Annotated in this window: 20 protein-coding genes; 5 read left to right on the forward strand and 15 right to left on the reverse strand. The window is 67.4% G+C overall.

Translation table 11 applies throughout. The features are described 5' to 3' along the window. Nucleotides 1-175: 175 nt before the first annotated feature. The gene (locus tag RV045_RS00585) at nt 176-550 is read right to left on the reverse strand and encodes a HepT-like ribonuclease domain-containing protein (RefSeq protein WP_423233813.1); all 375 of its coding nucleotides are present in this window, start codon (nt 548-550) and stop codon (nt 176-178) included. Continuing rightward, nucleotides 547-837 carry a nucleotidyltransferase family protein gene (locus tag RV045_RS00590; protein ID WP_423233814.1) on the reverse strand — a complete coding sequence of 97 codons (291 nt, stop codon included), beginning with the start codon at nt 835-837 and terminating at the stop codon, nt 547-549. Before RV045_RS00590 ends, RV045_RS00585 begins: the two co-directional genes overlap by 4 nt. Before the next feature lie 131 nt (nt 838-968). Here RV045_RS00590 and RV045_RS00595 point away from each other — a divergent pair, with 131 nt between their 5' ends. Next, nucleotides 969-2,780, forward strand: a complete 1,812-nt coding sequence (locus RV045_RS00595; protein WP_423233815.1) for an ABCB family ABC transporter ATP-binding protein/permease — start codon at nt 969-971, stop codon at nt 2,778-2,780. A gap of 235 nt (nt 2,781-3,015) precedes the next feature. Here RV045_RS00595 and RV045_RS00600 read toward each other — a convergent pair whose 3' ends face one another. The 13 genes from RV045_RS00600 to acs all read right to left on the reverse strand — a co-directional run bounded on the left by RV045_RS00600 (nt 3,016) and on the right by acs (nt 15,822). Continuing rightward, nucleotides 3,016-3,594 (reverse strand): DUF2062 domain-containing protein, encoded by a 579-nt coding sequence (locus RV045_RS00600; protein ID WP_423233816.1) that lies wholly within the window; start codon nt 3,592-3,594, stop codon nt 3,016-3,018. 16 nt (nt 3,595-3,610) lie between these two features. Continuing rightward, complete coding sequence (locus tag RV045_RS00605; protein WP_423233817.1) at nt 3,611-5,209, reverse strand: Do family serine endopeptidase; 1,599 nt, start codon at nt 5,207-5,209, stop codon at nt 3,611-3,613. Between the two features lie 116 nt (nt 5,210-5,325). Continuing rightward, nucleotides 5,326-6,249 carry a hypothetical protein gene (locus tag RV045_RS00610; RefSeq protein WP_423233818.1) on the reverse strand — a complete coding sequence of 308 codons (924 nt, stop codon included), beginning with the start codon at nt 6,247-6,249 and terminating at the stop codon, nt 5,326-5,328. Further along, nucleotides 6,243-6,887, reverse strand: a complete 645-nt coding sequence (rpoE, locus tag RV045_RS00615; RefSeq protein ID WP_423233819.1) for an RNA polymerase sigma factor RpoE — start codon at nt 6,885-6,887, stop codon at nt 6,243-6,245. Before rpoE ends, RV045_RS00610 begins: the two co-directional genes overlap by 7 nt. A gap of 7 nt (nt 6,888-6,894) precedes the next feature. Further along, nucleotides 6,895-8,139: a beta-ketoacyl-ACP synthase II gene (gene fabF / locus RV045_RS00620; protein WP_423233820.1), complete on the reverse strand. Its 1,245-nt coding sequence runs from the start codon at nt 8,137-8,139 to the stop codon at nt 6,895-6,897. Between the two features lie 75 nt (nt 8,140-8,214). After that, nucleotides 8,215-8,454 (reverse strand): acyl carrier protein, encoded by a 240-nt coding sequence (gene acpP / locus RV045_RS00625; RefSeq protein ID WP_423233821.1) that lies wholly within the window; start codon nt 8,452-8,454, stop codon nt 8,215-8,217. A 71-nt stretch (nt 8,455-8,525) separates the two neighbouring features. Continuing rightward, nucleotides 8,526-9,269, reverse strand: coding sequence for a 3-oxoacyl-ACP reductase FabG (gene fabG, locus RV045_RS00630; protein ID WP_423233822.1), 744 nt, complete (start codon nt 9,267-9,269; stop codon nt 8,526-8,528). A 31-nt stretch (nt 9,270-9,300) separates the two neighbouring features. Next, nucleotides 9,301-10,257 carry an ACP S-malonyltransferase gene (gene fabD, locus RV045_RS00635; RefSeq protein WP_423233823.1) on the reverse strand — a complete coding sequence of 319 codons (957 nt, stop codon included), beginning with the start codon at nt 10,255-10,257 and terminating at the stop codon, nt 9,301-9,303. Nucleotides 10,258-10,274: 17 nt separating this feature from the next. After that, entirely contained in the window at nt 10,275-11,258 is a 984-nt protein-coding gene (locus RV045_RS00640; protein WP_423233824.1) for a beta-ketoacyl-ACP synthase III, read from the reverse strand. Nucleotides 11,259-11,301: 43 nt separating this feature from the next. Next, complete coding sequence (gene plsX, locus RV045_RS00645) at nt 11,302-12,393, reverse strand: phosphate acyltransferase PlsX (RefSeq protein WP_423233951.1); 1,092 nt, start codon at nt 12,391-12,393, stop codon at nt 11,302-11,304. A gap of 58 nt (nt 12,394-12,451) precedes the next feature. After that, complete coding sequence (rpmF, locus tag RV045_RS00650) at nt 12,452-12,634, reverse strand: 50S ribosomal protein L32 (protein WP_423233825.1); 183 nt, start codon at nt 12,632-12,634, stop codon at nt 12,452-12,454. Nucleotides 12,635-12,766: 132 nt separating this feature from the next. After that, on the reverse strand, nt 12,767-13,684 hold the full coding sequence (gene ppk2 / locus RV045_RS00655) for a polyphosphate kinase 2 (RefSeq protein WP_423233826.1): 918 nt from the start codon (nt 13,682-13,684) through the stop codon (nt 12,767-12,769). A 158-nt stretch (nt 13,685-13,842) separates the two neighbouring features. Continuing rightward, nucleotides 13,843-15,822 carry an acetate--CoA ligase gene (acs, locus tag RV045_RS00660; RefSeq protein WP_423233827.1) on the reverse strand — a complete coding sequence of 660 codons (1,980 nt, stop codon included), beginning with the start codon at nt 15,820-15,822 and terminating at the stop codon, nt 13,843-13,845. Between the two features lie 204 nt (nt 15,823-16,026). Between acs and RV045_RS00665 the strand changes: the two genes are divergently transcribed. Genes RV045_RS00665 through RV045_RS00680 form a run of 4 tightly spaced genes read left to right on the forward strand, consistent with a single transcriptional unit; the run spans nt 16,027 to nt 21,055 of the window. Next, a complete protein-coding gene (locus RV045_RS00665) occupies nt 16,027-17,550 on the forward strand; it encodes a fumarate hydratase (RefSeq protein WP_423233828.1) in 1,524 nt (507 codons plus the stop codon). 12 nt (nt 17,551-17,562) lie between these two features. Further along, on the forward strand, nt 17,563-18,618 hold the full coding sequence (gntR, locus tag RV045_RS00670; RefSeq protein ID WP_423233829.1) for an HTH-type transcriptional regulator GntR: 1,056 nt from the start codon (nt 17,563-17,565) through the stop codon (nt 18,616-18,618). Nucleotides 18,619-18,636: 18 nt separating this feature from the next. Continuing rightward, nucleotides 18,637-20,427, forward strand: a complete 1,791-nt coding sequence (locus RV045_RS00675; RefSeq protein WP_423233830.1) for a sensor histidine kinase — start codon at nt 18,637-18,639, stop codon at nt 20,425-20,427. Beyond that, nucleotides 20,420-21,055 carry a response regulator transcription factor gene (locus RV045_RS00680; protein WP_423233831.1) on the forward strand — a complete coding sequence of 212 codons (636 nt, stop codon included), beginning with the start codon at nt 20,420-20,422 and terminating at the stop codon, nt 21,053-21,055. The genes RV045_RS00675 and RV045_RS00680 overlap by 8 nt, the downstream gene beginning before the upstream one ends. The last annotated feature ends 8 nt before the right edge of the window (nt 21,056-21,063 follow it).

Raw genomic sequence — 21,063 nt, forward strand, 5'->3', positions numbered from 1 at the left:
CGTTCTCCGGCGGATGGGACGAATTGGAAAGAAAAAAGGCAGCTTTGGACATTGCCGCGCAGTCTGGGCAGCAAGATGCCCGATTTTGCTTGCGCTCACCTGTCCATCCAGCCATTTTGGCAAGAAAAACAGGCTGCGGCGGGTTTGGGGGAGAAATCGGGGGTGCTCGAGCTGATCAGACCGAGGCGTTTTCGTCCGGCCTGGCGTCACTGCGGACCTGCTCTAGCTGGGCCAGGAGTTCTGGCAGATTGATCTCTACAGTGTCCCAGACCACGTCCAGGTTGATGTCAAAGTAGCCATGGGCAATTCGGTTACGCATGCCGCGCATGCTGCTCCAGGGCACTGTCGCGTGAGCCGCCGCAAAACCAGGATGATCGTCCATGATGCGCGTGACAGACTCGCCAAGAATCAGCAGACTCATGATGACGGCCTGCTGGGTTCGCTTGTCTTCGAGAAAATCCTCCCGAACCAGACCTTCCACAAAGGCGCAGGCGTCGCTGGCGGCCTGATGCATGTGATCCAGGTAGTCGGCCAGCCGTTTTCCGCTCATACCGGCTGTGCCTCGGCCAGAACTCTGGCGCGAAAGGTCGGTGGCAGATCGCCGGGGGTCAGCAGATCAACTGGCAGGCCCAGCAGCGTTTCCAGCTCCAGTTGCAGTCCGCCCAGATCAAACAGCGTGGTACCTGGCAGCGTGTCCACCAGCAGATCAATGTCGCTGCCTTCCCGGTCTGTGCCGTGCAGAACCGATCCGAACACCCGCAGGTTGGCCGTACGGAAACGGCCTGCGGCTTCGCGGACGGCCAGCCGTTTCATTTCCAGCATATGGGAAGGTCGCATGGATGCTTCGTTTTTATCGCAACAGGTTGAAATGGTAAGCGATTCCAGCGCGCTGCGTCGGGCTGTTTGACTGAGGCAAGGCCTTGCGGCCCGCCCTACAATCGCCCACTTCCCCAGCCTGATTGCCTGCCATGCGCCGTTATGCCGCCTCCGCGCCGACCCTGCCTGATCAACGGGAGGCGCAGCGCTCCGATGCGCAGACCCTGAAAAAGCTCTGGCCTTATCTGTGGCAGTACCGCGTGCGGCTGATCCTGGCGCTGGCCTGCGTGATGCTGGCCAAGTTCAGCAATGTGGGCGTGCCCATGCTGCTCAAGCGCATCGTGGACAGCCTGACGCCGTCGCCAACCACCGCCGTGCTGGTGGTGCCGCTGGGGCTGCTGGTGGCTTACGGGCTGCTGAGGCTGTCGAATTCGGCGCTGACCGAGCTGCGCGAGCTGATTTTCGCCAAAGCCACCGAAGGCGCGGCGCGGCGCATTTCGCTGCAGGTCTACCGCCACCTGCACGCGCTGAGCCTGCGCTTTCATCTGGAGCGCCAGACCGGCGGCATGACGCGCGACATCGAGCGCGGCACCCGCGCGGTGCAGTCGCTCATCTCGTACTCGCTGTACAGCATCCTGCCCACGCTGTTCGAAGTCGGTCTGGTGATCGGCCTGCTGGCTTGGCAGTTTGACGCCATTTACGCCGGGATTGCGCTGGCGGCGCTGGTCAGCTACATCATTTTCACCGTGATTGTGACCGACTGGCGCACGCGTTTCCGCCGCCGCATGAACGAGCTGGACAGCCAGGCGCACAGCACCGCCGTGGATGCGCTGCTGAATTTCGAGACGGTGAAGTACTTCGGCAACGAGGCCTTCGAGGCGCAGCGCTACGACCGCAGCCTGGAGCAGCTGCGCCTGGCCGCGCTGCACAGCCAGCGCACGCTGTCGCTGCTCAACACCGGCCAGCAGCTGATCGTGGCGCTGGCGCTCATTGCCATGCTGTGGCGTGCCACGGGCGATGTCGTGGCCGGGCACATCAGCCTGGGTGATCTGGTCATGATCAACGCCTTCATGATCCAGCTCTACGTGCCGCTGAACTTCCTGGGCGTGATGTACCGCGAGCTCAAGCAGAGCCTGGTCGATCTGGACCGCCTTTTTGCCCTGCAGGAACGCCCCTGCGAGATCGCCGATGCGCCAGGCGCGCCTGCGCTGCAGGTCGGCCCGGCGCGGGTGGTGTTCGACGCGGTGGGTTTTGGCTACGACGCCAGCCGCACGGTGCTGGACGGGGTCTCCTTCGAGATCGAACCCGGCCAGACGCTGGCCGTGGTCGGCCCATCCGGCGCGGGCAAATCGACGCTGGCACGGCTGCTTTTCCGCTTTTACGACGTGCAGTCGGGCGCCGTGCGCATCGACGGCCAGGACGTGCGCGACGTCACCCAGGACAGCCTGCGCCGCGCCATCGGCGTGGTCCCGCAGGACACGGTGCTGTTCAACGACACCATCGGCTACAACATCGCCTACGGCCGCCCCGAAGCCAGCCGGGACGAGGTTGAGGCGGCGGCGCGCGCGGCGCGCATCCACGATTTCATCGCCAGCCTGCCCCAGGGCTACGACACGCCGGTGGGCGAGCGCGGGCTCAAGCTCTCGGGCGGCGAAAAGCAGCGCGTGGCCATCGCCCGCACGCTGCTGAAAAATCCGCCCATCCTGATTTTTGACGAAGCCACCTCGGCGCTGGACAGCGCCAACGAGCGCGCCATCCAGGCCGAACTGCAGCGCGTCTCGCAAGGCCGCACAACGCTGGTGATTGCGCACCGGCTCTCGACCATCGTCAACGCGCACACCATCGCCGTGATGGCGGGCGGCCGCATTGTGGAGCGCGGCACCCACCCCGAGCTGCTCGCCATGGGCGGCGAATACGCGCGGCTGTGGCATCTGCAGCAGCAGGGGGGTGGGGGTGCGGACTGAAGGAAGCTTTACTGAGATCGTGGGGAATTGCGTGACGAGGACGCTATCAAAATGATCACGCAATAGATCATGTCTTTTTTCAGACCTGCATCAATACGCCCCCAAGTCACAGCACATACGATGAGGATGGCTGTTAGCAGGGTCAAACAGTATTTCAGATGAGTCAGCATTTGTTATTGCTTTTGTTGCCGAGGATGGCCCTCTGAAAACAGACTGGAGCATCGGTCGAAAAATATCAACTGACTTGAGACTTTTTTTGGCTTGTCTGCCGCCGCTGCCTCCGCCGATAGATTTTCCAGCGGACCGCGCCCCACCACACCAGGCTGACCAGGCCGTAGCTCAGCAGACCGCCCAGGGTGGCCAGCACGGACAGGCCGGCGACCAGCGGCACGCCCACGCGGCGCAGGCGCTGGCTCCAGCCCTGTTCGGTCGGGTCTGGTTCAGAACCTGATTTCGCGGCAGCGCCGTCCGGCAGAGCGGGTGGCGAGGCGTCGTGGCCGCCGGTGAGGCGCTGCCCCAGTCGCCAGGCCAGGTAGTACAGCGGTGCAAACGTGATCGGGTTGGAGACCAGCGTGCTGGCCGCCGCAGCGGGCACATTGGCACGAAGCACCACCGAGGCGCCCACCGACAGCGGAATCTGCGCCACCGGAATCAGCAGGCCAAAGAAAATGCCCAGCGATACGCCCAGCGCAACGCCGTGACGCGACCAGCGCCACAGCTCGGGCCGATCCAGCAGCGGCCCCAGCCAGCGCAGCCACCGGTTGCGGCGGATCTGCTCTGGCGTGGGAATCCACGCTCGCCAGCGGGAGCTCATGGCCGCTGGTGCGGGCTTACTGGCCCGGCGGGATCACGATGTAGTTGACCCAGTCGCCCCGGCGCACCAGCGCGGTCACCGCGCGGTTGGCGGGCAGTTCTTTGGCGACCTGGGCGAACTGCGCGGCCGACTGGATGCGCACATTGTTCAGCGCCAGGACCACATCGCCGCCGCGCAGGCCCGCGCGCGAGGCGCGGCCTGTGGCGCGCAGCACCTTGGCGCCGCCGTCCAGCTCCAGCTGCTTGCGGTCGCTGTCGCTCAGGTCGGCCACCGTGGCGCCCAGTGGCGTGGTGATGCCGCTGCTGCCTTTGTCGGACGGGGCGCTGCCGCCATCCTTGCCGGCGGTGGCGCTGTCGTCCTTCAGCTCGACCACGACCACGCGCAGGTCCTGTGCCTTGCCGTTGCGCAGGATGCCCAGCGTGGTGGCGGTGCCGGGCTGGATGCTGCTGATCAGGCGCGGCAGATCGCCCGAGCGCACGACGCTGACGCCGTCCACGCGGGTGATGATGTCGCCGGGCTGCAGACCGGCCTTGGCGGCGGGCGAGCCGGGCTCGACCTTCTGCACGATGGCGCCGGTGTTCCCGGGCGGCAGGCCCATGGATTTGGCGACATCGCTGCTGACCGGGCCGATCTCGACGCCGATGCGGCTGCGGATGACGCGGCCGTTGGCGCGCAGCTGGTTGGCGACGCGAATGGCCTCGTCAATCGGGATCGAGAAGGAGATGCCCATGAAGCCGCCCGAGCGGCTGTAGATCTGCGAGTTGATGCCCACCACCTGGCCGGCGGTGTTGATCAGCGGGCCGCCCGAGTTGCCGGGGTTGATGGCCACGTCGGTCTGGATCAGCGGCAGGAAATCGCCCGTGTCGCGTTTGATGGCGCTGACGATCCCGGCGGTGACGGTGTTGTCCAGGCCGAAGGGCGAGCCGATCGCCATCACCCATTCGCCCACGCGGATGCGGTTGCTGTCGCCCACCGAAATCGGCGTGAGGCCGGAGGCGTCGATTTTCAGAAGCGCCACGTCGGTGCGTTTGTCTACACCCAGCACCTTGGCCTTGAACTCGCGGTGGTCGGTCAGGGTGACGATGACTTCGCTGGCGCCATCGACCACGTGGGCGTTGGTCAGAACTTCGCCGCTGGCCGACAGGATGAAGCCCGAGCCGATGGCGGAAGGCACTTCCTGCGCGTCAGAGTCGCCGTCGGGCTTGCTGCGGCGGCGCGGCTGCTGGCGCGGGGCGTCGGGCAGGGGGATGCCGAACTGGCGGAACAGCTCGCGCATCTGGTCGTCGATGGCGGCGCCGCCATCCGCATCGTCACTGCCCGCCGGGCGCTTGATCAGGGTGCGGATATTGACCACCGAAGGACCCACGCGCTGGGCCAGGTCGGCAAAGTTGGGCAGCACGACGCTGCTCATGGGGGCGTTTTGCGCGGCTTGCGCGCCCTGCGGGGGCGCAGCGGGCAGGGCTGCGGCCGGTGCAGCAGTGGTCGCGGGGGCCTGGGTCTGGACCAGCGCCGCCTGCGCGCGCAGGCTGGGCCACGCCAGAACGCCCAGGCCTGCGCACAGGGCTGCGGCCACGGCCACGGGTTTCCACTTGGTTTTTGTATCAGACGCACTCATGGGCTGGCTCCTCGGGTCAGGAAGGGAGAGGCCGCACATGGGGTCTCCCCCTCTGGGTTGAACTGGAAAGGGGGCTCGGACCGCAAGCGGCCCGCAGAAAGCAATTTCTGAATGTCTTATTGTCCGGCAGACGGTGTTGTGGCGCTGGCACCTGCAGCCATTGACCCTTCGCTGCTGTCTTGCAACGGGGCGCTGCCAAGGCCCGTGGCCGAAGCGCCGTGCTGCCAGCGGAAGCCCTGGCCGACGTAGCCGGTATCGCTCAGGCTGCCCGTGGTCCAGCCCGGCGTGCCCAGGGTGCTGCGGCCGTATCGGGGGGTGCGGACTTCGGAGGTCAGTGGCGTACCGGCGCTGTCGAGAGCCGTTTCGGCCGTGTCCACCGCCATCGTGCTGGCGTCGGGTGCGGCGTCACTGGCTGTGGCCATCGCAGCGCCCGCATCCGCTGCGGGTACGGCGGTCTGGGACAGCGCGGCGGCTTCTGCGGTCGAGGCAGGGGTTGCAGGGGCTGCGGGCGCTGTGGCGGCCACCGGAGCCGCCGCAGGCGTGGCCCACGGCACGGCGTTGCCCTGCAGCGCGGGCAAGGCCAGCACCGTCAGGGCGCAGGCCGTGATGGCCGACAGCACGGGCCAGGTGTAGCGGCCCCGCTGCAGGCCCTGCCACATCTGACGCAGACGGACGGGCAGCGCTGGCGCCTGGGCCAGCGCGGTTGGCGTTCGCACGGCCAGATCGTCCAGCGGCAGGATGTCGCGGCGCTGGCGGAACTCGTGCAGGAAGCTGCTGCTGGACATCAGCGGCGCGTGCACGGGGCCCTGCAAGGCCTCCTGCGCCAGGTGGTGCGCCAGCCAGGTCTGGCGGACGGCCGGGTCGACATTCCAGGCCGCCAGCAGGCGGTCCAGTTCGTCGTCGCCCAGAGCCGCCGGGTCGTCCATCAGGCGCTGCCAGGTGCTGGGATCCAGGCTGGCATCGGGGGCTGGTGCTGACTCGGTGGCCCTGGACACAGGAGCGCCCAGATTCAGGGAGCTGGCGCTGTGGGGGCTTACCATCGTTTATCTCCGGTACGGCCCAGGAGGGGACGCAGCCGCTGGGCCACTGCTTCGCGGGCGCGAAAAATGCGCGAGCGCACAGTGCCTATCGGACAGTCCATCACCTGGGCGATTTCCTCGTAACTCAAACCTTCCAGCTCACGCAGGGTCAGGGCCTGGCTGAGGTCGGGGGAGATCTCGTTCAGCGCGGTGTTCACCGTTTCGGCGATTTCGCGGCTGGCCAGGACGGCTTCCGGCGTGTCTGTGGTGGTGAGAGCACCGGGCTGGATAAAAGTTTCATCGCCGCCGTCATCTTCGTCACTGACGTGGCGGGCCAGCAGCGCCTGGGCCACCGGATCGCGCTTCTGGTTCATCAGCGCGCGCTTGGCGGTGTTGACGGCGATGCGGTGCAGCCAGGTGTAAAACGTGCTTTCGGCGCGGAATTTGGGGATGGCACGCCAGGCGCGGATGAAGGTTTCCTGCGCCAGATCGACGGTCATCTCGGGGTTGCGCACCATGCGCAAAATCAGGCGCTCGACCCGGCGCTGGTACTTGACGACCAGCAGGTCGAACGCCCGGGAATCCCCGCCCTGCGCACGCAGCACCAGCGGCCGGTCGATGTCGTTGGCGCCGGGATCGGTCGCCGGGGTGTCGCTCATGCCGCCGTCACGGGGCGCGGCGCAGCACCAGCGTGCCGTTGGTCCCGCCAAAGCCGAAGTTGTTTTTCAGGGCGACATCGATGCGCATGTCGCGCGCCGTGTTGGGCACATAATCCAGATCGCATTCCGGATCGGGGTCGTGCAGGTTGATCGTCGGCGGCGCCACCTGATGGTGCAGGGCCAGCGCGGTGAACACCGTCTCGATCCCGCCCGCGCCGCCCAGCAGGTGGCCGGTCATGGATTTGGTCGAGCTGATCGCCACCTTGTGCGCGTGATCGCCCAGCGATTTCTTGATGGCGTTGGTCTCGTTGATGTCGCCCAGCGGCGTTGAAGTGCCGTGCGCGTTGATGTAATCCACCTGATCGGCGCTGATGCCTGCATTGCGCAGCGCAGCGGCCATGGAGCGCGCCGGGCCGTCCACGTTGGGCGCGGTCATGTGGTAAGCGTCACCGGCCATGCCAAAACCGCACACTTCGGCGTAGATGCGGGCGCCGCGTTTGAGGGCCCGCTCGTAATCTTCCAGAACGACCACGCCAGCGCCTTCGCCCAGGACGAAACCGTCGCGCTTTTTGTCCCAGGGGCAGGACGCGCCTTCGGGGTTGTCGTTGTTGGCCGACAGCGCGCGCGCCGCAGCAAAACCCGACACGCCCAGGCCGCAGATGGTGCTCTCGGCGCCGCCCGCGACGACCACGTCGGCATCGCCGTACTCGATCATGCGCGCGGCCATGCCGATGCTGTGCAGGCCGGTGGTGCAGGCGGTGGCAATCGCCAGGTTGGGGCCGGTGAAGCCGTAGCGGATCGACACGTGGCCCGAGATCATGTTGATGATGCTGGCGGGCACGAAGAAGGGCGACACGCGGCGCGGACCACGGGTCGTCAGCTCGGCCGCCGTGGCCTCGATCATGGGCAGGCCGCCGATGCCCGAGCCGATCAGGCAGGCGACGCGCTCCAGCTCGGATTCGGACAGCGGCGTAGCCAGCAGTCCGCTGTCTTCGACCGCCTGGATGGCGGCCGCCATGCCGTACTGGATGAAGATGTCCATGTGCCGCGCTTCTTTGGCCGGCATGTAGCGCTCGACCTCGAAACCCTTCACCTCGCCCGCGAAGCGCACGGGCATGCCGCTGGCGTCGAAGCGCGTGATGGGGGCAATGCCCGAGCGGCCGGCCAGGAGCGTGCTCCAGGCCTCATCTACGGTGTTGCCCACGGGGCTGAGCACGCCAAGCCCCGTGATGACGACGCGACGTCGGCTCATGTCTGTCACCTTCTTTGCAATAAAACCAAAAGAGCCTGGCGGTGGGCCGGGCTCTTGCAGGGGCGCTGGACGCGCTCAGGCCTTGTGATGGGCCAGGGCGTAGTCGATCGCCAGCTGCACGGTGGTGATCTTCTCGGCTTCTTCGTCGGGAATCTCGATGCTGAACTCGTCTTCCAGCGCCATCACCAGTTCCACGGTGTCGAGCGAATCAGCGCCGAGATCGGCCACAAAGGCTTTTTCGTTGGTGACGTCTGCCTCGGGCACGCCCAGTTGTTCGGCAATGATTTTCTTGACTCGTGTTTCGATGTCGCTCATGACTCCTCCGGGAGTGGTTTGAAAAATGAAAGCTATTCTAGCGGGTTTGATCCGCCCCTTTGACGGGGGGATCAGCTCATCAGCATGCCGCCGTTGACGGGCAGCTCGATGCCGGTGATGTAAGCAGCGCCCGGCGAGGCCAGAAAGGCCACGGCCGCCGCGATTTCCTGAGGCTGTCCCAGGCGGCCCAGCGGCACCTGCTGGCGCAGCGCGTCTTTCTGGGCTTCGGGCAGCACCTCGGTCATGTCGGTCTGGATGAAGCCCGGCGCCACGCAGTTGACGGTGATGTTGCGCCCGGCCAGTTCGCGGGCCAGCGCCCGCGTCATTCCGGCCACACCGGCCTTGGCGGCGGCGTAATTGGCCTGGCCCGCGTTGCCCATGGCGCCCACAACGGACGTGATGTTGATGATGCGGCCCTGGCGCTGGCGCACCATGCCCTTGATGACGGCGCGGCTCAGGCGAAAGACGGCGCTCAGGTTGGTGGCGATGACGGCGTCCCAGTCGTCGTCTTTCAGGCGCAGGGCCAGCTGGTCGCGGGTGATGCCTGCGTTGTTGACCAGCACCGCCAGTGGCCCCTGACGGGCTTCGATGTCCTGCACAAAGGCCTGCAGCACTTCGCTGCTGTCCTGCACCTGCAGCACGGCGCCTGTGCAGCCGGGCCACTGGGCCAGCGCCTGCCCGATGGCCGCAGCGCCCGCTTCGGTGGTTGCGGTGCCGGTCACGGCGTAGCCGTCCTGCGCCAGTTTCAGGGCGATGGCCTGGCCGATGCCGCGCGAGGCGCCGGTGACCAGGGCGTGGGGTCGGGGGTCTGTCATGGAATCTGCTCCGGGGTCGAGTGAAGCCCGTTCAGGCCACGGCGGCCTGCGTGGCGGCCAGGCTGTCGGGGTCGGCCACGTTCAGCGTGACCATGTCGGGGGCGATGCGCTTGACCATGCCGGACAGCGCCTTGCCGGGGCCGCATTCGACCGTGGTCGTCACACCCCGGGCCTGCAGGGCCTGCACGCAGCGCACCCACTGCACGGCGCCTGCGGCCTGGCGGACCAGCGCGTCGCGGATGCGTTCCGGGTCGGTTTCGACGGCGGCGTCGATGTTGTTGACGACGGCGATCTGCGGCGCGGCCAGCTGGACCTGAGCCAGCGCGGCCTTGAGGCGCTCGGCGGCCGGCTGCATCAGGCTGGAGTGGAAGGGCGCCGACACCGGCAGCGGCAGGGCGCGTTTGGCCCCGGCAGCTTTCAGGGCTTCGCAGCCCAGCGCCACCCCGGCGACGCTGCCCGCGATCACGGTCTGTTTGGGGTCGTTGAAGTTGACGGCCTCGACCACTTCGCCCGACTGCGCCGCGACCTGCTGGCAGGTGGCGCTGACCCCATCAGCATCCAGCCCCAGGATGGCGGCCATGGCGCCCTGGCCCACGGGGACGGCCTCCTGCATGGCCTGCGCGCGCAGGCGCACCAGCGGCACGGCCTGGGCCAGCGTCAGCACGCCAGCGGCCACGAGGGCGGTGTACTCGCCCAGCGAATGTCCGGCTACGGCGGCCGGCCGCGCACCGCCGCGCGCCAGCCACACGCGCCAGCAGGCCACGGCGGCAGTCAGCATGGCGGGCTGGGTGTTTGTCGTGAGGTCTAGCTGATCTTTGGGGCCTTGCGCGATCAGGGCGCCCAGGTCTTCTCCCAGCGCATCGCTGGCCTCGCGCAGGGTGGCCTGCACCACGGGGTCATCCCCCCAGGCGTCCAGCATGCCCACCGACTGCGAGCCCTGGCCGGGAAAAACAAAAGCCAAAGTGGCGACGGAAGCGTTCTGTGTCATGGGATTCTTTCGTGTGCTCAGAGCTGCAGCAGCGCTGCGCCCCAGGTGAAACCGCCGCCCACGCCTTCCAGCAGCACGCGCTGCCCCGCCTTCAGGCGGCCGTCGCGACGCCCGGCGTCCAGCGCCAGCGGAATCGAGGCGGCCGAGGTGTTGCCGTGCTGGTCCACGGTGACGATGACCTTGTCCATGCCCAGGCGCAGCTTGCGCGCCGTGCTTTGCATGATGCGGATGTTGGCCTGGTGCGGCACCAGCCAGTCGACGTCGGCGGTGGTCAGGCCGGCCTGATCCAGCACCTCGCGGGCGGCCTGGTCCAGCAGGTTGACGGCCAGCTTGAAGACGGCCTGGCCGTCCATGGTCAGCAGGGCGTGGCCCTGGACGGCGCCGCCGCGCACCTGGCCGGGCACGCACAGGATGGGCGCGTGCTGGCCGTCGGCGTGCAGCGTGGTCGAGAGGATGCCCGGCGTGTCGCTGGCCTGCAGCACCACCGCCCCGGCGCCGTCGCCGAAAAGGACGCAGGTGCCGCGGTCGTCGAAATCCAGCAGGCGGGAGAAGGTCTCGGCGCCCACAACCAGCGCGGTGCGTGCTGCGCCGCTGCGGATCATGGCGTCGGCCACCGAAATGGCGTAGATGAAGCCGGTGCAGACGGCCTGCACGTCAAACGCCGCGCCGCCTGAAGCGCCCAGCTTGGCCTGCAGCAGGCAGGCGGTCGAGGGGAAAACCATGTCCGGTGTGGACGTGGCCACGATGATGAGATCCAGATCGCTCGCCGCCACACCTGCGTCGTCCAGCGCGCGCTGCGCGGCGGTCAGCGCCAGATCGCTGGTGGTCTGGGATTCGGCGGCGAAGTGGCGGAAGCGGATGCCGGTGCGCTCGACGATCCAGTCGTCCGAGGTCTCGACCCCGCGTGCGGCCAGGCGCTCGACCAGATCCTGGTTGCTCAGACGCTGCTCGGGCAGGCAGGAACCGGTGCCGGTCAGACGGGCGTGGGGGGCGGAGCGCATGCGGTGTCTTTCGGGGCGGGCCTTGGAAAACCGGGCGACGGCCTCACGCCGCAGGCATGACGCTGTCGGGTCCGGCAGGAATCGGGGCGGCGGGCGCCAGGCTGTCGTGAATGCAGGCCTGGATGCGGTCCAGCAGCTGGTGGCTGGCGGCGTCGTGGGCGCGCAGCAGTGCGTTCTCGAACGCAAAAGCGTCGGCGCTGCCGTGGCTCTTGAACACGAGGCCGCGCAGGCCCAGCAGGGCGGCGCCGTTGTAGCGGCGCGGGTCGACGCGCTGGCGGAAGCGGTTCAGCACCGGCATGGCGGCCAGCGCGGCCAGCTTGGTCAGCGGGCTGCGCGAGAACTCTTCGCGCAGCATGGCGCTGATCATGCGCGCCAGCCCTTCGGACGCTTTCAGGGCCACGTTGCCGACAAAGCCGTCGCAGACCACGACGCGGGCCGTGCCCTTGAAAATGTCGTTGCCTTCGACGTTGCCGATGAAGTGGATCCAGCCGCGCTCGCCCGCCTCGCGCAGCAGTTCGCCCGCGCGCTTGATGGTGTCGCTGCCCTTGATCATCTCTTCGCCGATGTTGAGCAGACCGACGCTGGGCGCGGGGATGTCGTCCACCGCGGTGACCAGCGCGCTGCCCATCAGGGCAAACTGCAGCAGATGCTCGGGCGTGCAGTCCACGTTGGCACCCAGATCCAGCACGGTGGTGTCCCCGTTGCGGTCGTTGGGCATGACGGTGGCGATGGCCGGTCGGTCGATGCCAGGCATCGTCTTGAGCACATAACGCGCCACAGCCATCAGCGCGCCGGTGTTGCCTGCTGAAACGCACACATCCGCCATCGTGCCGCTGGCCGGATCGGCCTTGAGCTGTTCGATGGCCACGCGCAGCGAGGCGTTTTTCTTGCGCCGCAGCGCCACCTCGATGGAGTCGTCCATGGTGACGACCTCGGTGGCGGTAACGCAGCGCACGCGCGTCTGGACCTCGGCCGGCCACGCTTCGGTGGCCCGCAGGGCATCCGTGGTGCCAACCAGCACCACGCGTGACAGCGGGCGGGCCTGCAGCAGCGCCAGACAGGCTGGCAGGGCCGCTTGCGCGCCCGCATCGCCGCTCATCAGATCGACGGCCACTGTCGCACCACGGGCGCACATGGCGCTCACGCTGGCCGGGACAGCAGTGGGATCCAGCGCGCCCACGAATCCGGGGGAATCAGGCGTCGTCGCGGGTTTTGATCACCTTGCGCCCACGGTAGATGCCGTTGGGGCTGATGTGGTGGCGCAGGTGCACTTCGCCCGTGGTCGGCTCGATGCCGGTTCCCGGCGTGCTCAGGGCATTGTGCGAGCGGTGCATGCCGCGCTTGGACGGCGATTTCTTGTTTTGTTGAACGGCCATGTCAGGCTCCTGAACGGATCAGATAAGAGACCGCCCGGTGGCTGGGCCCCGGGCGTGCAATAAACCGCGCATTATAGCGTCAGGCAATGCCTGTGCCAAGCGCGATGTGGTGTGGCGCTGTCCGGCGGCCGGTCAGCCGTCGATGCCCTGGGGGCGGCCGACCAGACGCAGGTCGACCGAGCCAATGCGGCGGATGTCCTTGCTGTCGTAGGGCAGACGGTCCAGCAGCACGCGCATGGCGTTGAGGCGGGCGCGCTTCTTGCAGTCGGATTTGATGACCGTCCAGGGCACAGCGCCGGTGTCGGTGCGCGAGAACATGGCTTCTTTGGCGCGGGTGTAGTCGTCCCATTTGTCCAGCGAGGCCAGGTCGATGGGGCTGAGCTTCCAGGATTTCAGCGGATCATCGCGGCGCTGTTTGAAGCGGCGGATCTGCTCTTCGCGGCTGACCGAGAACCAGAACTTGAACAGGTGCACGCCGCTTTCCACCCACTGGCGCTCGAGTTCCGGGACGTGGCGCATGAACATCTGGTACTGCTCGTCGGTGCAGAAGCCCATGACGCGCTCGACCCCGGCGCGGTTGTACCAGCTGCGATCAAAAAGCACGATCTCGCCCTGCGAGGGGAAATGCTGCACGTAGCGCTGGAAGTACCACTGGCCCTTTTCGAGCTCGGTGGGCGTGGACAGCGCCACCACGCGCGCACCCCGTGGGTTGAGGTGTTCCATGAAGCGTTTGATCGCGCCGCCCTTGCCCGCCGCGTCGCGGCCTTCGAAGAGCACCATCACGCGCTGGCCGGTGGCCTTGACCCAGGCCTGGAGCTTGAGCAGCTCGACCTGCAGCTGCAGCTTCTGGTCTTCGTAGCTTTTGCGCGACAGACGGTGCAGATAGGGGTAGCTGGTGCGGCCGGGCCAGTCGGGGTTGATGGCTTCGTCGGCTTTCACGCCAGGTGGCAGGTCGGCGTGTTTGCCCGAGCTGACCATGATGGGTTCCTGGCTGTCGTCGTCCAGGGTGACCTGATCAAGGCGGGACACGGCGGAAGGCGGCTGAATCATGACGGGACCTGTTTTTTTGTCGTTGTGAATGGAAAAACCACCGCAGGGTGGCCCGGAACGATTGTGCCCGCCACGGCGGGCGGGCACAAGGTTTGTCCGACACAGACACTCCACCTTGGGCCGCAGGGCCCGGGCGGAGACGATCGCTCAGGCCGGGATCAGACGCGCTCGGTCAGCTGGTCCAGGATGGCCGGGTTTTCCAGCGTGCTGGTGTCCTGGGTGACGGCTTCGCCGCGCGCGATCGAGCGCAACAGGCGGCGCATGATCTTGCCGCTGCGCGTCTTGGGCAGGTTGTCGCCGAAGCGGATGTCCTTGGGCTTGGCGATGGGGCCGATCTCCTTGGCCACCCAGTTGCGCAGCTCGTTGGCGATCTGTCTGGCCTCGTCGCCCGTGGGACGGGGGCGCTTGAGCACCACAAAGGCGCAGATGGCCTCGCCCGTGGTGTCGTCCGGGCGGCCGACCACGGCGGCTTCGGCGACCAGCTCGGTGCAGCTGACCAGCGCGGATTCGATCTCCATCGTGCCCATGCGGTGGCCGGAGACGTTCAGCACATCGTCCATGCGCCCGGTGATGGTGAAGTAGCCGGTGTCCGGATCGCGCACCGCGCCGTCGCCCGCCAGGTAGAACTCGCCCTTGAAATCCTCGGGGAAGTAGCTCTTTTTAAAGCGCTCCGGGTCGCCCCAGACGGTGCGCATCAGGCTGGGCCACGGCTTTTTCACGACCAGGATACCGCCCTGGCCCCAAGGCACGTCCTTGCCCGTTTCATCGACCACGGCGGCCATGATGCCCGGGAAGGGCAGCGTGCACGAACCCGGCACCAGCGGCGTGGCGCCCGGCAGCGGGGTGATGAGGTGGGCGCCGCTTTCGGTCTGCCAGAAGGTGTCGACGATGGGGCAGCGGCCACCACCAACGTTCTCGTGGTACCAGGTCCACGCAGCGGGGTTGATGGGTTCACCCACCGAACCCAGCAGGCGCAGGCTGGACAGATCGAAGGAGCGCGGGTGGATTTTTTCGTCGGCCTCGGCGGCCTTGATCAACGAGCGGATGGCCGTGGGCGCGGTGTAGAAAATCGTGGCCTTGTGGCGCTGGATCATGTCCCAGAAGCGCCCGGCGTTGGGGTAGGTGGGGATGCCTTCGAAGACGATTTCGGTGGCGCCGCAGGCCAGCGGGCCGTAGGTGATGTAGCTGTGGCCGGTGACCCAGCCGATGTCGGCGGTGCACCAGAAGACGTCGCTGGGCTTCAGGTCGAAGGTCCACAGCATGCTGAGTTTGGCCTGCAGCAGGTAGCCTCCGGTGCTGTGCTGCACGCCTTTGGGCTTGCCGGTCGAGCCGCTGGTGTAGAGCAGGAAAAGCGGATGCTCTGCGCTGACCCATTCGGGCTCGCAGACCGCGCTCTGCTGGGCCATTTCGGCCAGCATGTCCAGATCGCGACCGGCCTGGTAGGCGACCTGGTCGCTGGCGGTGCGCTTGTAGACCAGCATGGTGCGCACGCTGGGGCAGTCTTTGGCCAGGGCCTCGTCGGCGATGGCCTTCAGTGGCAGCGATTTGCCGCCCCGGCGCTGTTCGTCCGCGGTGATGACCATGACGGCGCCGGTGTCCTGGATGCGCTCGCGCAGCGACTGCGCCGAGAAGCCGCCAAACACCACCGAGTGCGTGGCGCCGATGCGCGCGCAGGCCTGCATGGCCACGACGCCTTCGACCGACATCGGCATGTAAATGATGACGCGGTCGCCCTTTTGCACGCCTTTGGCCTTGAGCACATTGGCCAGGCGCGCCACCTTGTCCAGCAGCTGGCTGTAGGTGACTTCGGTGACGGCGCCGTCATCGGCTTCGAAAATCAGCGCGGCCTTGTTGCCTAGGCCGCGTTCGATCTGCACGTCCAGGCAGTTGTGCGAGACATTGATCAGGCCGTCCTCAAACCACTTGAAGAAGGGCTTGTTGCTGTCGTCGAAGGTCTTGGTGAAGGGCTGCTTCCAGACCAGGTGCTCGCGCGCCAGATCGCCCCAGAACCCGGCGTAATCGGATTCGGCGCGTTCGCACAGGGCGCGGTAGGCGTCCATGCTGCCGATGGCGGCCTGGCTGGCGAAGGCCGCCGGGGGATTCACGATGCCGGTCTGGGGGGTGGTCGGGGCGTTCATCTGGGCTCTCCTGGTTCGGGTCTGGAATGAAATAAGTATCTGACAAGGCTAGGCCCTGGCTCTTACGAACCGCTTACCTTCGGTGTAAACCCTGGCGCTGCTCTGCGCGATCGCGCACCGCTGCGGCGGTGTGCGGCACGCAAGCACTGCGCCAGCCACAGTGCCTACAATGGCTGCATCACCGCTTCATTTTCTGGACCGTCCATGACCGCCATCCGCCAAGAAGACCTGATCGAATCCATCGCCGCCGCACTGCAGTACATCAGTTACTACCACCCGGCCGATTACATCCAGCACCTGGCCCGCGCTTACGAGCGCGAGGAATCGCCTGCCGCCAAGGACGCCATCGCGCAGATCCTGACCAACTCGCGCCTGTGCGCCGAAGGCCGCCGCCCCATCTGCCAGGACACGGGCATCGTCAACGTCTTTCTGAAGATCGGCATGGACGTGCGCTGGGAAGGCTTTACCGGATCCCTCCAGGACGCCATCGACGAAGGCGTGCGGCGGGGCTATCTCAACCCCGACAACAAGCTGCGCGCGTCGGTGCTGGCCGACCCGATTTTCGAGCGCAAGAACACCCGGGACAACACCCCCGCCGTCGTCTTCATGGAAGTCGTGCCGGGCGACAGGCTGGATGTGATCGTCGCGGCCAAGGGCGGCGGCAGCGAGAACAAGAGCAAGGTGTACATGCTCAACCCCAGCGACAACATCGTGGACTGGGTGCTGAAGACCGTTCCGACCATGGGCGCGGGCTGGTGCCCGCCGGGCATGCTGGGCATCGGCGTGGGCGGTACGGCCGAAAAAGCAGCGCTGCTGGCCAAAGAATCGCTGATGGACGACATCGACATGTACGAGCTGCTGCAGCGCGGTCCGGCCAACAAGCTGGAAGAGATGCGCATCGAGCTGTACGAGAAAGTCAACGCCCTGGGCATCGGCGCGCAGGGCTTGGGCGGCCTGACCACGGTGCTGGATGTGAAGATCAAAACCTGGCCCACGCACGCGGCGTCCAAGCCGATTGCGATGATCCCCAACTGCGCGGCCACGCGCCACGCCCACTTCGTGATGGATGGCAGCGGGCCGGTTTACCTGGATCCGCCCAGCCTGGACCTGTGGCCCAACGTGCACTGGGCGCCCGATTACAACAAGAGCCAGCGCGTTGATCTCAACACGCTGACCCCCGCAGAGGTCGCCAGCTGGCAGCCCGGCCAGACCCTGCTGCTCAGCGGCAGGATGCTCACGGGCCGCGATGCCGCGCACAAGCGCATTCAGGACATGCTGGCCAAGGGCGAGAGCCTGCCGGTCGACTTCACGAATCGCGTCATCTACTACGTGGGCCCGGTCGATCCGGTGCGCGACGAGGTCGTCGGCCCGGCCGGCCCGACCACGGCGACGCGCATGGACAAGTTCACCGAGATGATGCTGGCCCACACCGGCCTGATCGCCATGATCGGCAAGGCCGAGCGCGGCCCTGTCGCCATCGAGGCCATCAAGAAGCACAAATCGGCCTATCTGATGGCGGTGGGCGGCAGCGCTTACCTGGTCTCGAAGGCCATCAAGGCTGCCCGAGTGGTGGGCTTTGCCGACCTGGGCATGGAAGCGATCTACGAGTTCGACGTGGTGGACATGCCCGTCACCGTGGCCGTCGATTCGGGGGGCACCAGCGCGCACATCGAAGGCCCGAAGCTGTGGCAGGCCCGGATCGGCAAGATTCCGGTGGCGGTCGCCTGAGGGCCGCAAACCGTGCCGCGCTCCACCCGCCAGGCCCGCCACGCCGCAGCCGCTGCCCACCGGCCAGTGCGGTTGCAGGACATTGCTGATTCCCTGGGCGTCAGCATGATCACCGTGTCGCGGGCGCTGTCGCAGCCGCACAAGGTCTCGCCTGCGCTGCGCGAGCGCATCGTCGCGGCGGCCGACCGCATGGGCTATGTGCCCAACCATTCGGCGCAGGCGCTGGCTTCGGCGCGCAGCCGCACCGTGCTGGTGCAGGTGCCATCGCTGAGCAACATCGTCTTCATCGACCTGCTGGAATCGGTGGGCCGCGTGCTGCAGACGGCCGGATACCACATGCTGATCTGCAACACGCACTACCGTGGCGCTGGCGACTGGGAGCGTGTGCGCAACTACCTCAAGCACAAGCCCGATGGCCTGCTGCTGACGGGCAGCCACCTGGCCGAACAGGCCGCCACGCTGGCCTCCAGCCTGGCGCTGCCGGTGGTGTTCATGATGGCCGGGCTGGACGATCCGGTCACGCAGGCGCCGGAGCTGGCCGAGTTTGTCGGTTTCTCGCAGGTGCAGGCCGGGCGCGCCATGACCGAGCACCTGCTGGCGCAGGGGCACCGGCGCATCGCTTTTGTGGGCGCGCAACTGGATGTGCGCGTGCTGCAGCGCCACCAGGGCTATCTGCAGGCCATGGCGCAGGCCGGCGCCGAACCTTTGGAGATCATGGACGAGCGCCCCTCCAGCATGGCCATGGGCGCCAGCCTGCTGACGCGCCTGCGCCAGCGCCACGCCGACTGCACGGCGGTGTTCTTCTGCAACGACGATCTGGCGCTGGGCGCGCTGTCGCAGTGCCACGCCTTGGGCGTGCGCGTGCCGCACGACATGGCCGTGGCCGGCTTCAACGACCTGCCCGCAGCGGCCTTTGCCGTGCCGACGCTGACCAGCGTCCACACCCCGCGCGCGCGGGTGGGCGAGCGCGCTGCGCAGCGCCTGCTGCGCCTGATGGACGGCGAAGCACCGCTGGCCCAGCCGGTGCACGATCTGGGGTTCGAGCTGCGCGTGCGGGCGAGCGCCTGAGCGGGGCTGCAGCAGCAGATGCGATCGGGGGCAACGTACCGGCTTGTGGTGGCGCTGGGTGTGTGGCTGGTTTTGCTGGCCAGCCCAGCCTGGGCCCGGACCGAGGTTCGCGTCGGGGTTCTGGCCTATCAGGGTGAAGCGGCGGCCGAGCACGACTGGGCGCCTCTGGCCCGGGCGCTGGATCAGGCCTTGCCGCAGCATCATTTTGAGCTGCGCTATCTGGGACTGAACGCGCTGTGGCAGGCGGTGGAGCACCGTCAGCTGGATTTCGTCATCACCCACGGCGGGCAATACGCGGCGATGGAAAGCCAGCTGGGGGCCAGCCGGATCGCCACGCTGGACAACCCGCGATGGCCGTCGCCCGGTCGGGCGGTGGGCTCGGCCGTGGTGGTGCTGGCGGCCCGCCATGACTTGCAGCGTCTGGATGATCTGGCCGGGCAGCGGCTGGCTGCGACCGACCCGCAGGCGTTTGGCGGGTATCTGGTCGCCCTGCGCGAACTCCACCAGCGCGGCATTGAGGCCGACGATCTGTCTTTGACCGAGTTTTCCGGCTTCCCGATGGAGCGGGTGCTGGACCGACTGGAGACCGGTCGCGCCGATGCGGCGGTGCTGCGCGGCTGCCTGCTGGAAGAGCTGGTCCGTTCCGGGCGGATTGCCCCGGGGCGTTTTCGCGTGCTGGAGCCCCAGTCGTTCGAGCGCACGGGGGGCTATCCCTGCCAGGTGTCGACGCAGCTGTATCCCGACTGGCCCTTCATCAGCCTCCGCCACACCGATCGTGCTCTGGCCAAATCGGTGGCGGCGGCGCTGCTGGCCCTGCGGCCGTTGCCCGATGGGCCGTCCTGGACGGTCCCGGCCGACTACCAGCCGGTGCGCGATCTGTACCGCGAGCTGGAGGTCGGACCCTATGCCTACCTGCGCGACACCACGCTGATGGCGCGGCTGCGCGGCTACTGGTGGATTTTTCTGGCGCTGTCGGTCGGGCTGGTGGGGTGGGTGATCCACACGGTGCGGGTCGAAAGCCAGGTGACGGCCCGCACGCGTGATCTGCAGCGCGCCCTGACCGAGCGCGACGCCGCCCACGAGCGCCTGCTGGCGCAGCAGGAAGAGGCCAGCCACCTGTCGCGTCTGTCCATCCTGGGCGAGCTGTCGGGCACGCTGGCGCACGAGCTGACCCAGCCGCTGGCCAGCATGGCCAACTTCGCCCACAGCATGGTGCGCCGCCTGGACAGTGGCCGCTACACGCCCGAGCTGCTGCTCCAGGCCAGCCGGGACATCGCCAGCGAGGCCGAGCGCGCCGGGGCCATCGTGCAGCGCATCCGGCGGTTTGCCCGAAAGCGGGGCGCCGTGCGTCAGGATGGCGTGCCACCCGAGATGGTGCAGGACGCGCTGGAGCTGTTTGTCCGCGTGCTGGCCCCTGCGCCGCGCATCGAGGTGCGCGACAGCTGGCCCACCGGATCGACCATCAGCTGCGATCCGCTGCAGTTCCAGCAGGTGATGCTCAACCTGCTCAAGAACGCCTGGGACGCCATGCAGGCGCTGCCAGCCCACCAGCGCCTGATCGAGATCGAGATCGGGCGTCAGCCCGCCCACTGCACAATCTCGGTCCGCGACCACGGCTGCGGGCAGGACGACGCAGGGATGGCCCGCTTGTTCGAGCCCTTTTTCACCACCCGACCCGATGGCCTGGGTCTGGGGCTGTCGATCTGCCGCACCATTGTCGAGGCCCATGCGGGCCGACTGGTCGCCCAGCGTCCGCAGGATGGCGGCGCCGGGCTGTGTTTCATTGCGACTTTTCCCGCCCATGACTGATCCCGATCCCGACGCCAGCCCGCTGATCCACGTGGTCGATGATGACGCCATGATGCGCCGCTCCGTGGTTTTCCTGCTGGATTCCATAGGCTGGGACGCCGTGGCCTATGCCAGCGCCGAAGAGTTTCTGGCCCAGCCTGCGCCGCAGCGGCCGGGCTGTCTGGTGCTGGACATCCGCATGCCCACGCTCAGCGGGCTGGAGCTGCAGCAGCAGCTGGCCGGCCGGGGCGATGCCTTGCCGGTGATTTTCATCACGGGCCACGCGGACGTGTCGCTGGCCGTGCAGGCGATGAAGTCGGGGGCCTGCGACCTGATCGAGAAGCCGTTCCGCGACCAGGTGCTGCTGGACGCGGTCTCCCGCGCGGTCCGCACCAGCCGCGACATGCTGCGCGAGCGGCTGCGCTGCGACCAGGCCCGTCGCCGCCTGCAGACCCTGTCGCCCCGCGAGCGGGAAGTGGCCGATCTGCTGGCGCGCGGTCAGGCCAACAAGCGCGTGGCGCTGGCGCTGGATATTTCCGAGCGCACCGTGCACATCCACCGCCAGCACGTCATGGACAAGCTGGACATCCGCAGTGCGGCCGAACTGGCCCGCCTGATCCTGGCCGCCGATCCGCGCGCGCTCGATTGATCCCGAGC

It is taken from the genome of Amphibiibacter pelophylacis (assembly GCF_037688875.1).
Classification (GTDB): domain Bacteria; phylum Pseudomonadota; class Gammaproteobacteria; order Burkholderiales; family Burkholderiaceae_C; genus Amphibiibacter; species Amphibiibacter pelophylacis.

Excerpts from the sequence above, each read along its gene's own strand:
- rpoE (WP_423233819.1), bottom strand. The coding sequence starts at position 6,887 with ATGAGCGACACCCCGGCGACCGATCCCGGCGCCAACGACATCGACCGG.
- fabG (WP_423233822.1), bottom strand. The coding sequence starts at position 9,269 with ATGACAGACCCCCGACCCCACGCCCTGGTCACCGGCGCCTCGCGCGGC.
- RV045_RS00600 (WP_423233816.1), bottom strand. The coding sequence starts at position 3,594 with ATGAGCTCCCGCTGGCGAGCGTGGATTCCCACGCCAGAGCAGATCCGC.
- RV045_RS00590 (WP_423233814.1), bottom strand. The coding sequence starts at position 837 with ATGCGACCTTCCCATATGCTGGAAATGAAACGGCTGGCCGTCCGCGAA.
- plsX (WP_423233951.1), bottom strand. The coding sequence starts at position 12,393 with ATGTGCGCCCGTGGTGCGACAGTGGCCGTCGATCTGATGAGCGGCGAT.
- acs (WP_423233827.1), bottom strand. The coding sequence starts at position 15,822 with ATGAACGCCCCGACCACCCCCCAGACCGGCATCGTGAATCCCCCGGCG.
- acpP (WP_423233821.1), bottom strand. The coding sequence starts at position 8,454 with ATGAGCGACATCGAAACACGAGTCAAGAAAATCATTGCCGAACAACTG.
- fabD (WP_423233823.1), bottom strand. The coding sequence starts at position 10,257 with ATGACACAGAACGCTTCCGTCGCCACTTTGGCTTTTGTTTTTCCCGGC.
- RV045_RS00585 (WP_423233813.1), bottom strand. The coding sequence starts at position 550 with ATGAGCGGAAAACGGCTGGCCGACTACCTGGATCACATGCATCAGGCC.
- RV045_RS00605 (WP_423233817.1), bottom strand. The coding sequence starts at position 5,209 with ATGAGTGCGTCTGATACAAAAACCAAGTGGAAACCCGTGGCCGTGGCC.
- RV045_RS00640 (WP_423233824.1), bottom strand. The coding sequence starts at position 11,258 with ATGCGCTCCGCCCCCCACGCCCGTCTGACCGGCACCGGTTCCTGCCTG.
- RV045_RS00610 (WP_423233818.1), bottom strand. The coding sequence starts at position 6,249 with ATGGTAAGCCCCCACAGCGCCAGCTCCCTGAATCTGGGCGCTCCTGTG.
- RV045_RS00680 (WP_423233831.1), top strand. The coding sequence starts at position 20,420 with ATGACTGATCCCGATCCCGACGCCAGCCCGCTGATCCACGTGGTCGAT.
- rpmF (WP_423233825.1), bottom strand. The coding sequence starts at position 12,634 with ATGGCCGTTCAACAAAACAAGAAATCGCCGTCCAAGCGCGGCATGCAC.
- RV045_RS00665 (WP_423233828.1), top strand. The coding sequence starts at position 16,027 with ATGACCGCCATCCGCCAAGAAGACCTGATCGAATCCATCGCCGCCGCA.
- RV045_RS00595 (WP_423233815.1), top strand. The coding sequence starts at position 969 with ATGCGCCGTTATGCCGCCTCCGCGCCGACCCTGCCTGATCAACGGGAG.
- ppk2 (WP_423233826.1), bottom strand. The coding sequence starts at position 13,684 with ATGATTCAGCCGCCTTCCGCCGTGTCCCGCCTTGATCAGGTCACCCTG.
- RV045_RS00675 (WP_423233830.1), top strand. The coding sequence starts at position 18,637 with ATGCGATCGGGGGCAACGTACCGGCTTGTGGTGGCGCTGGGTGTGTGG.
- fabF (WP_423233820.1), bottom strand. The coding sequence starts at position 8,139 with ATGAGCCGACGTCGCGTCGTCATCACGGGGCTTGGCGTGCTCAGCCCC.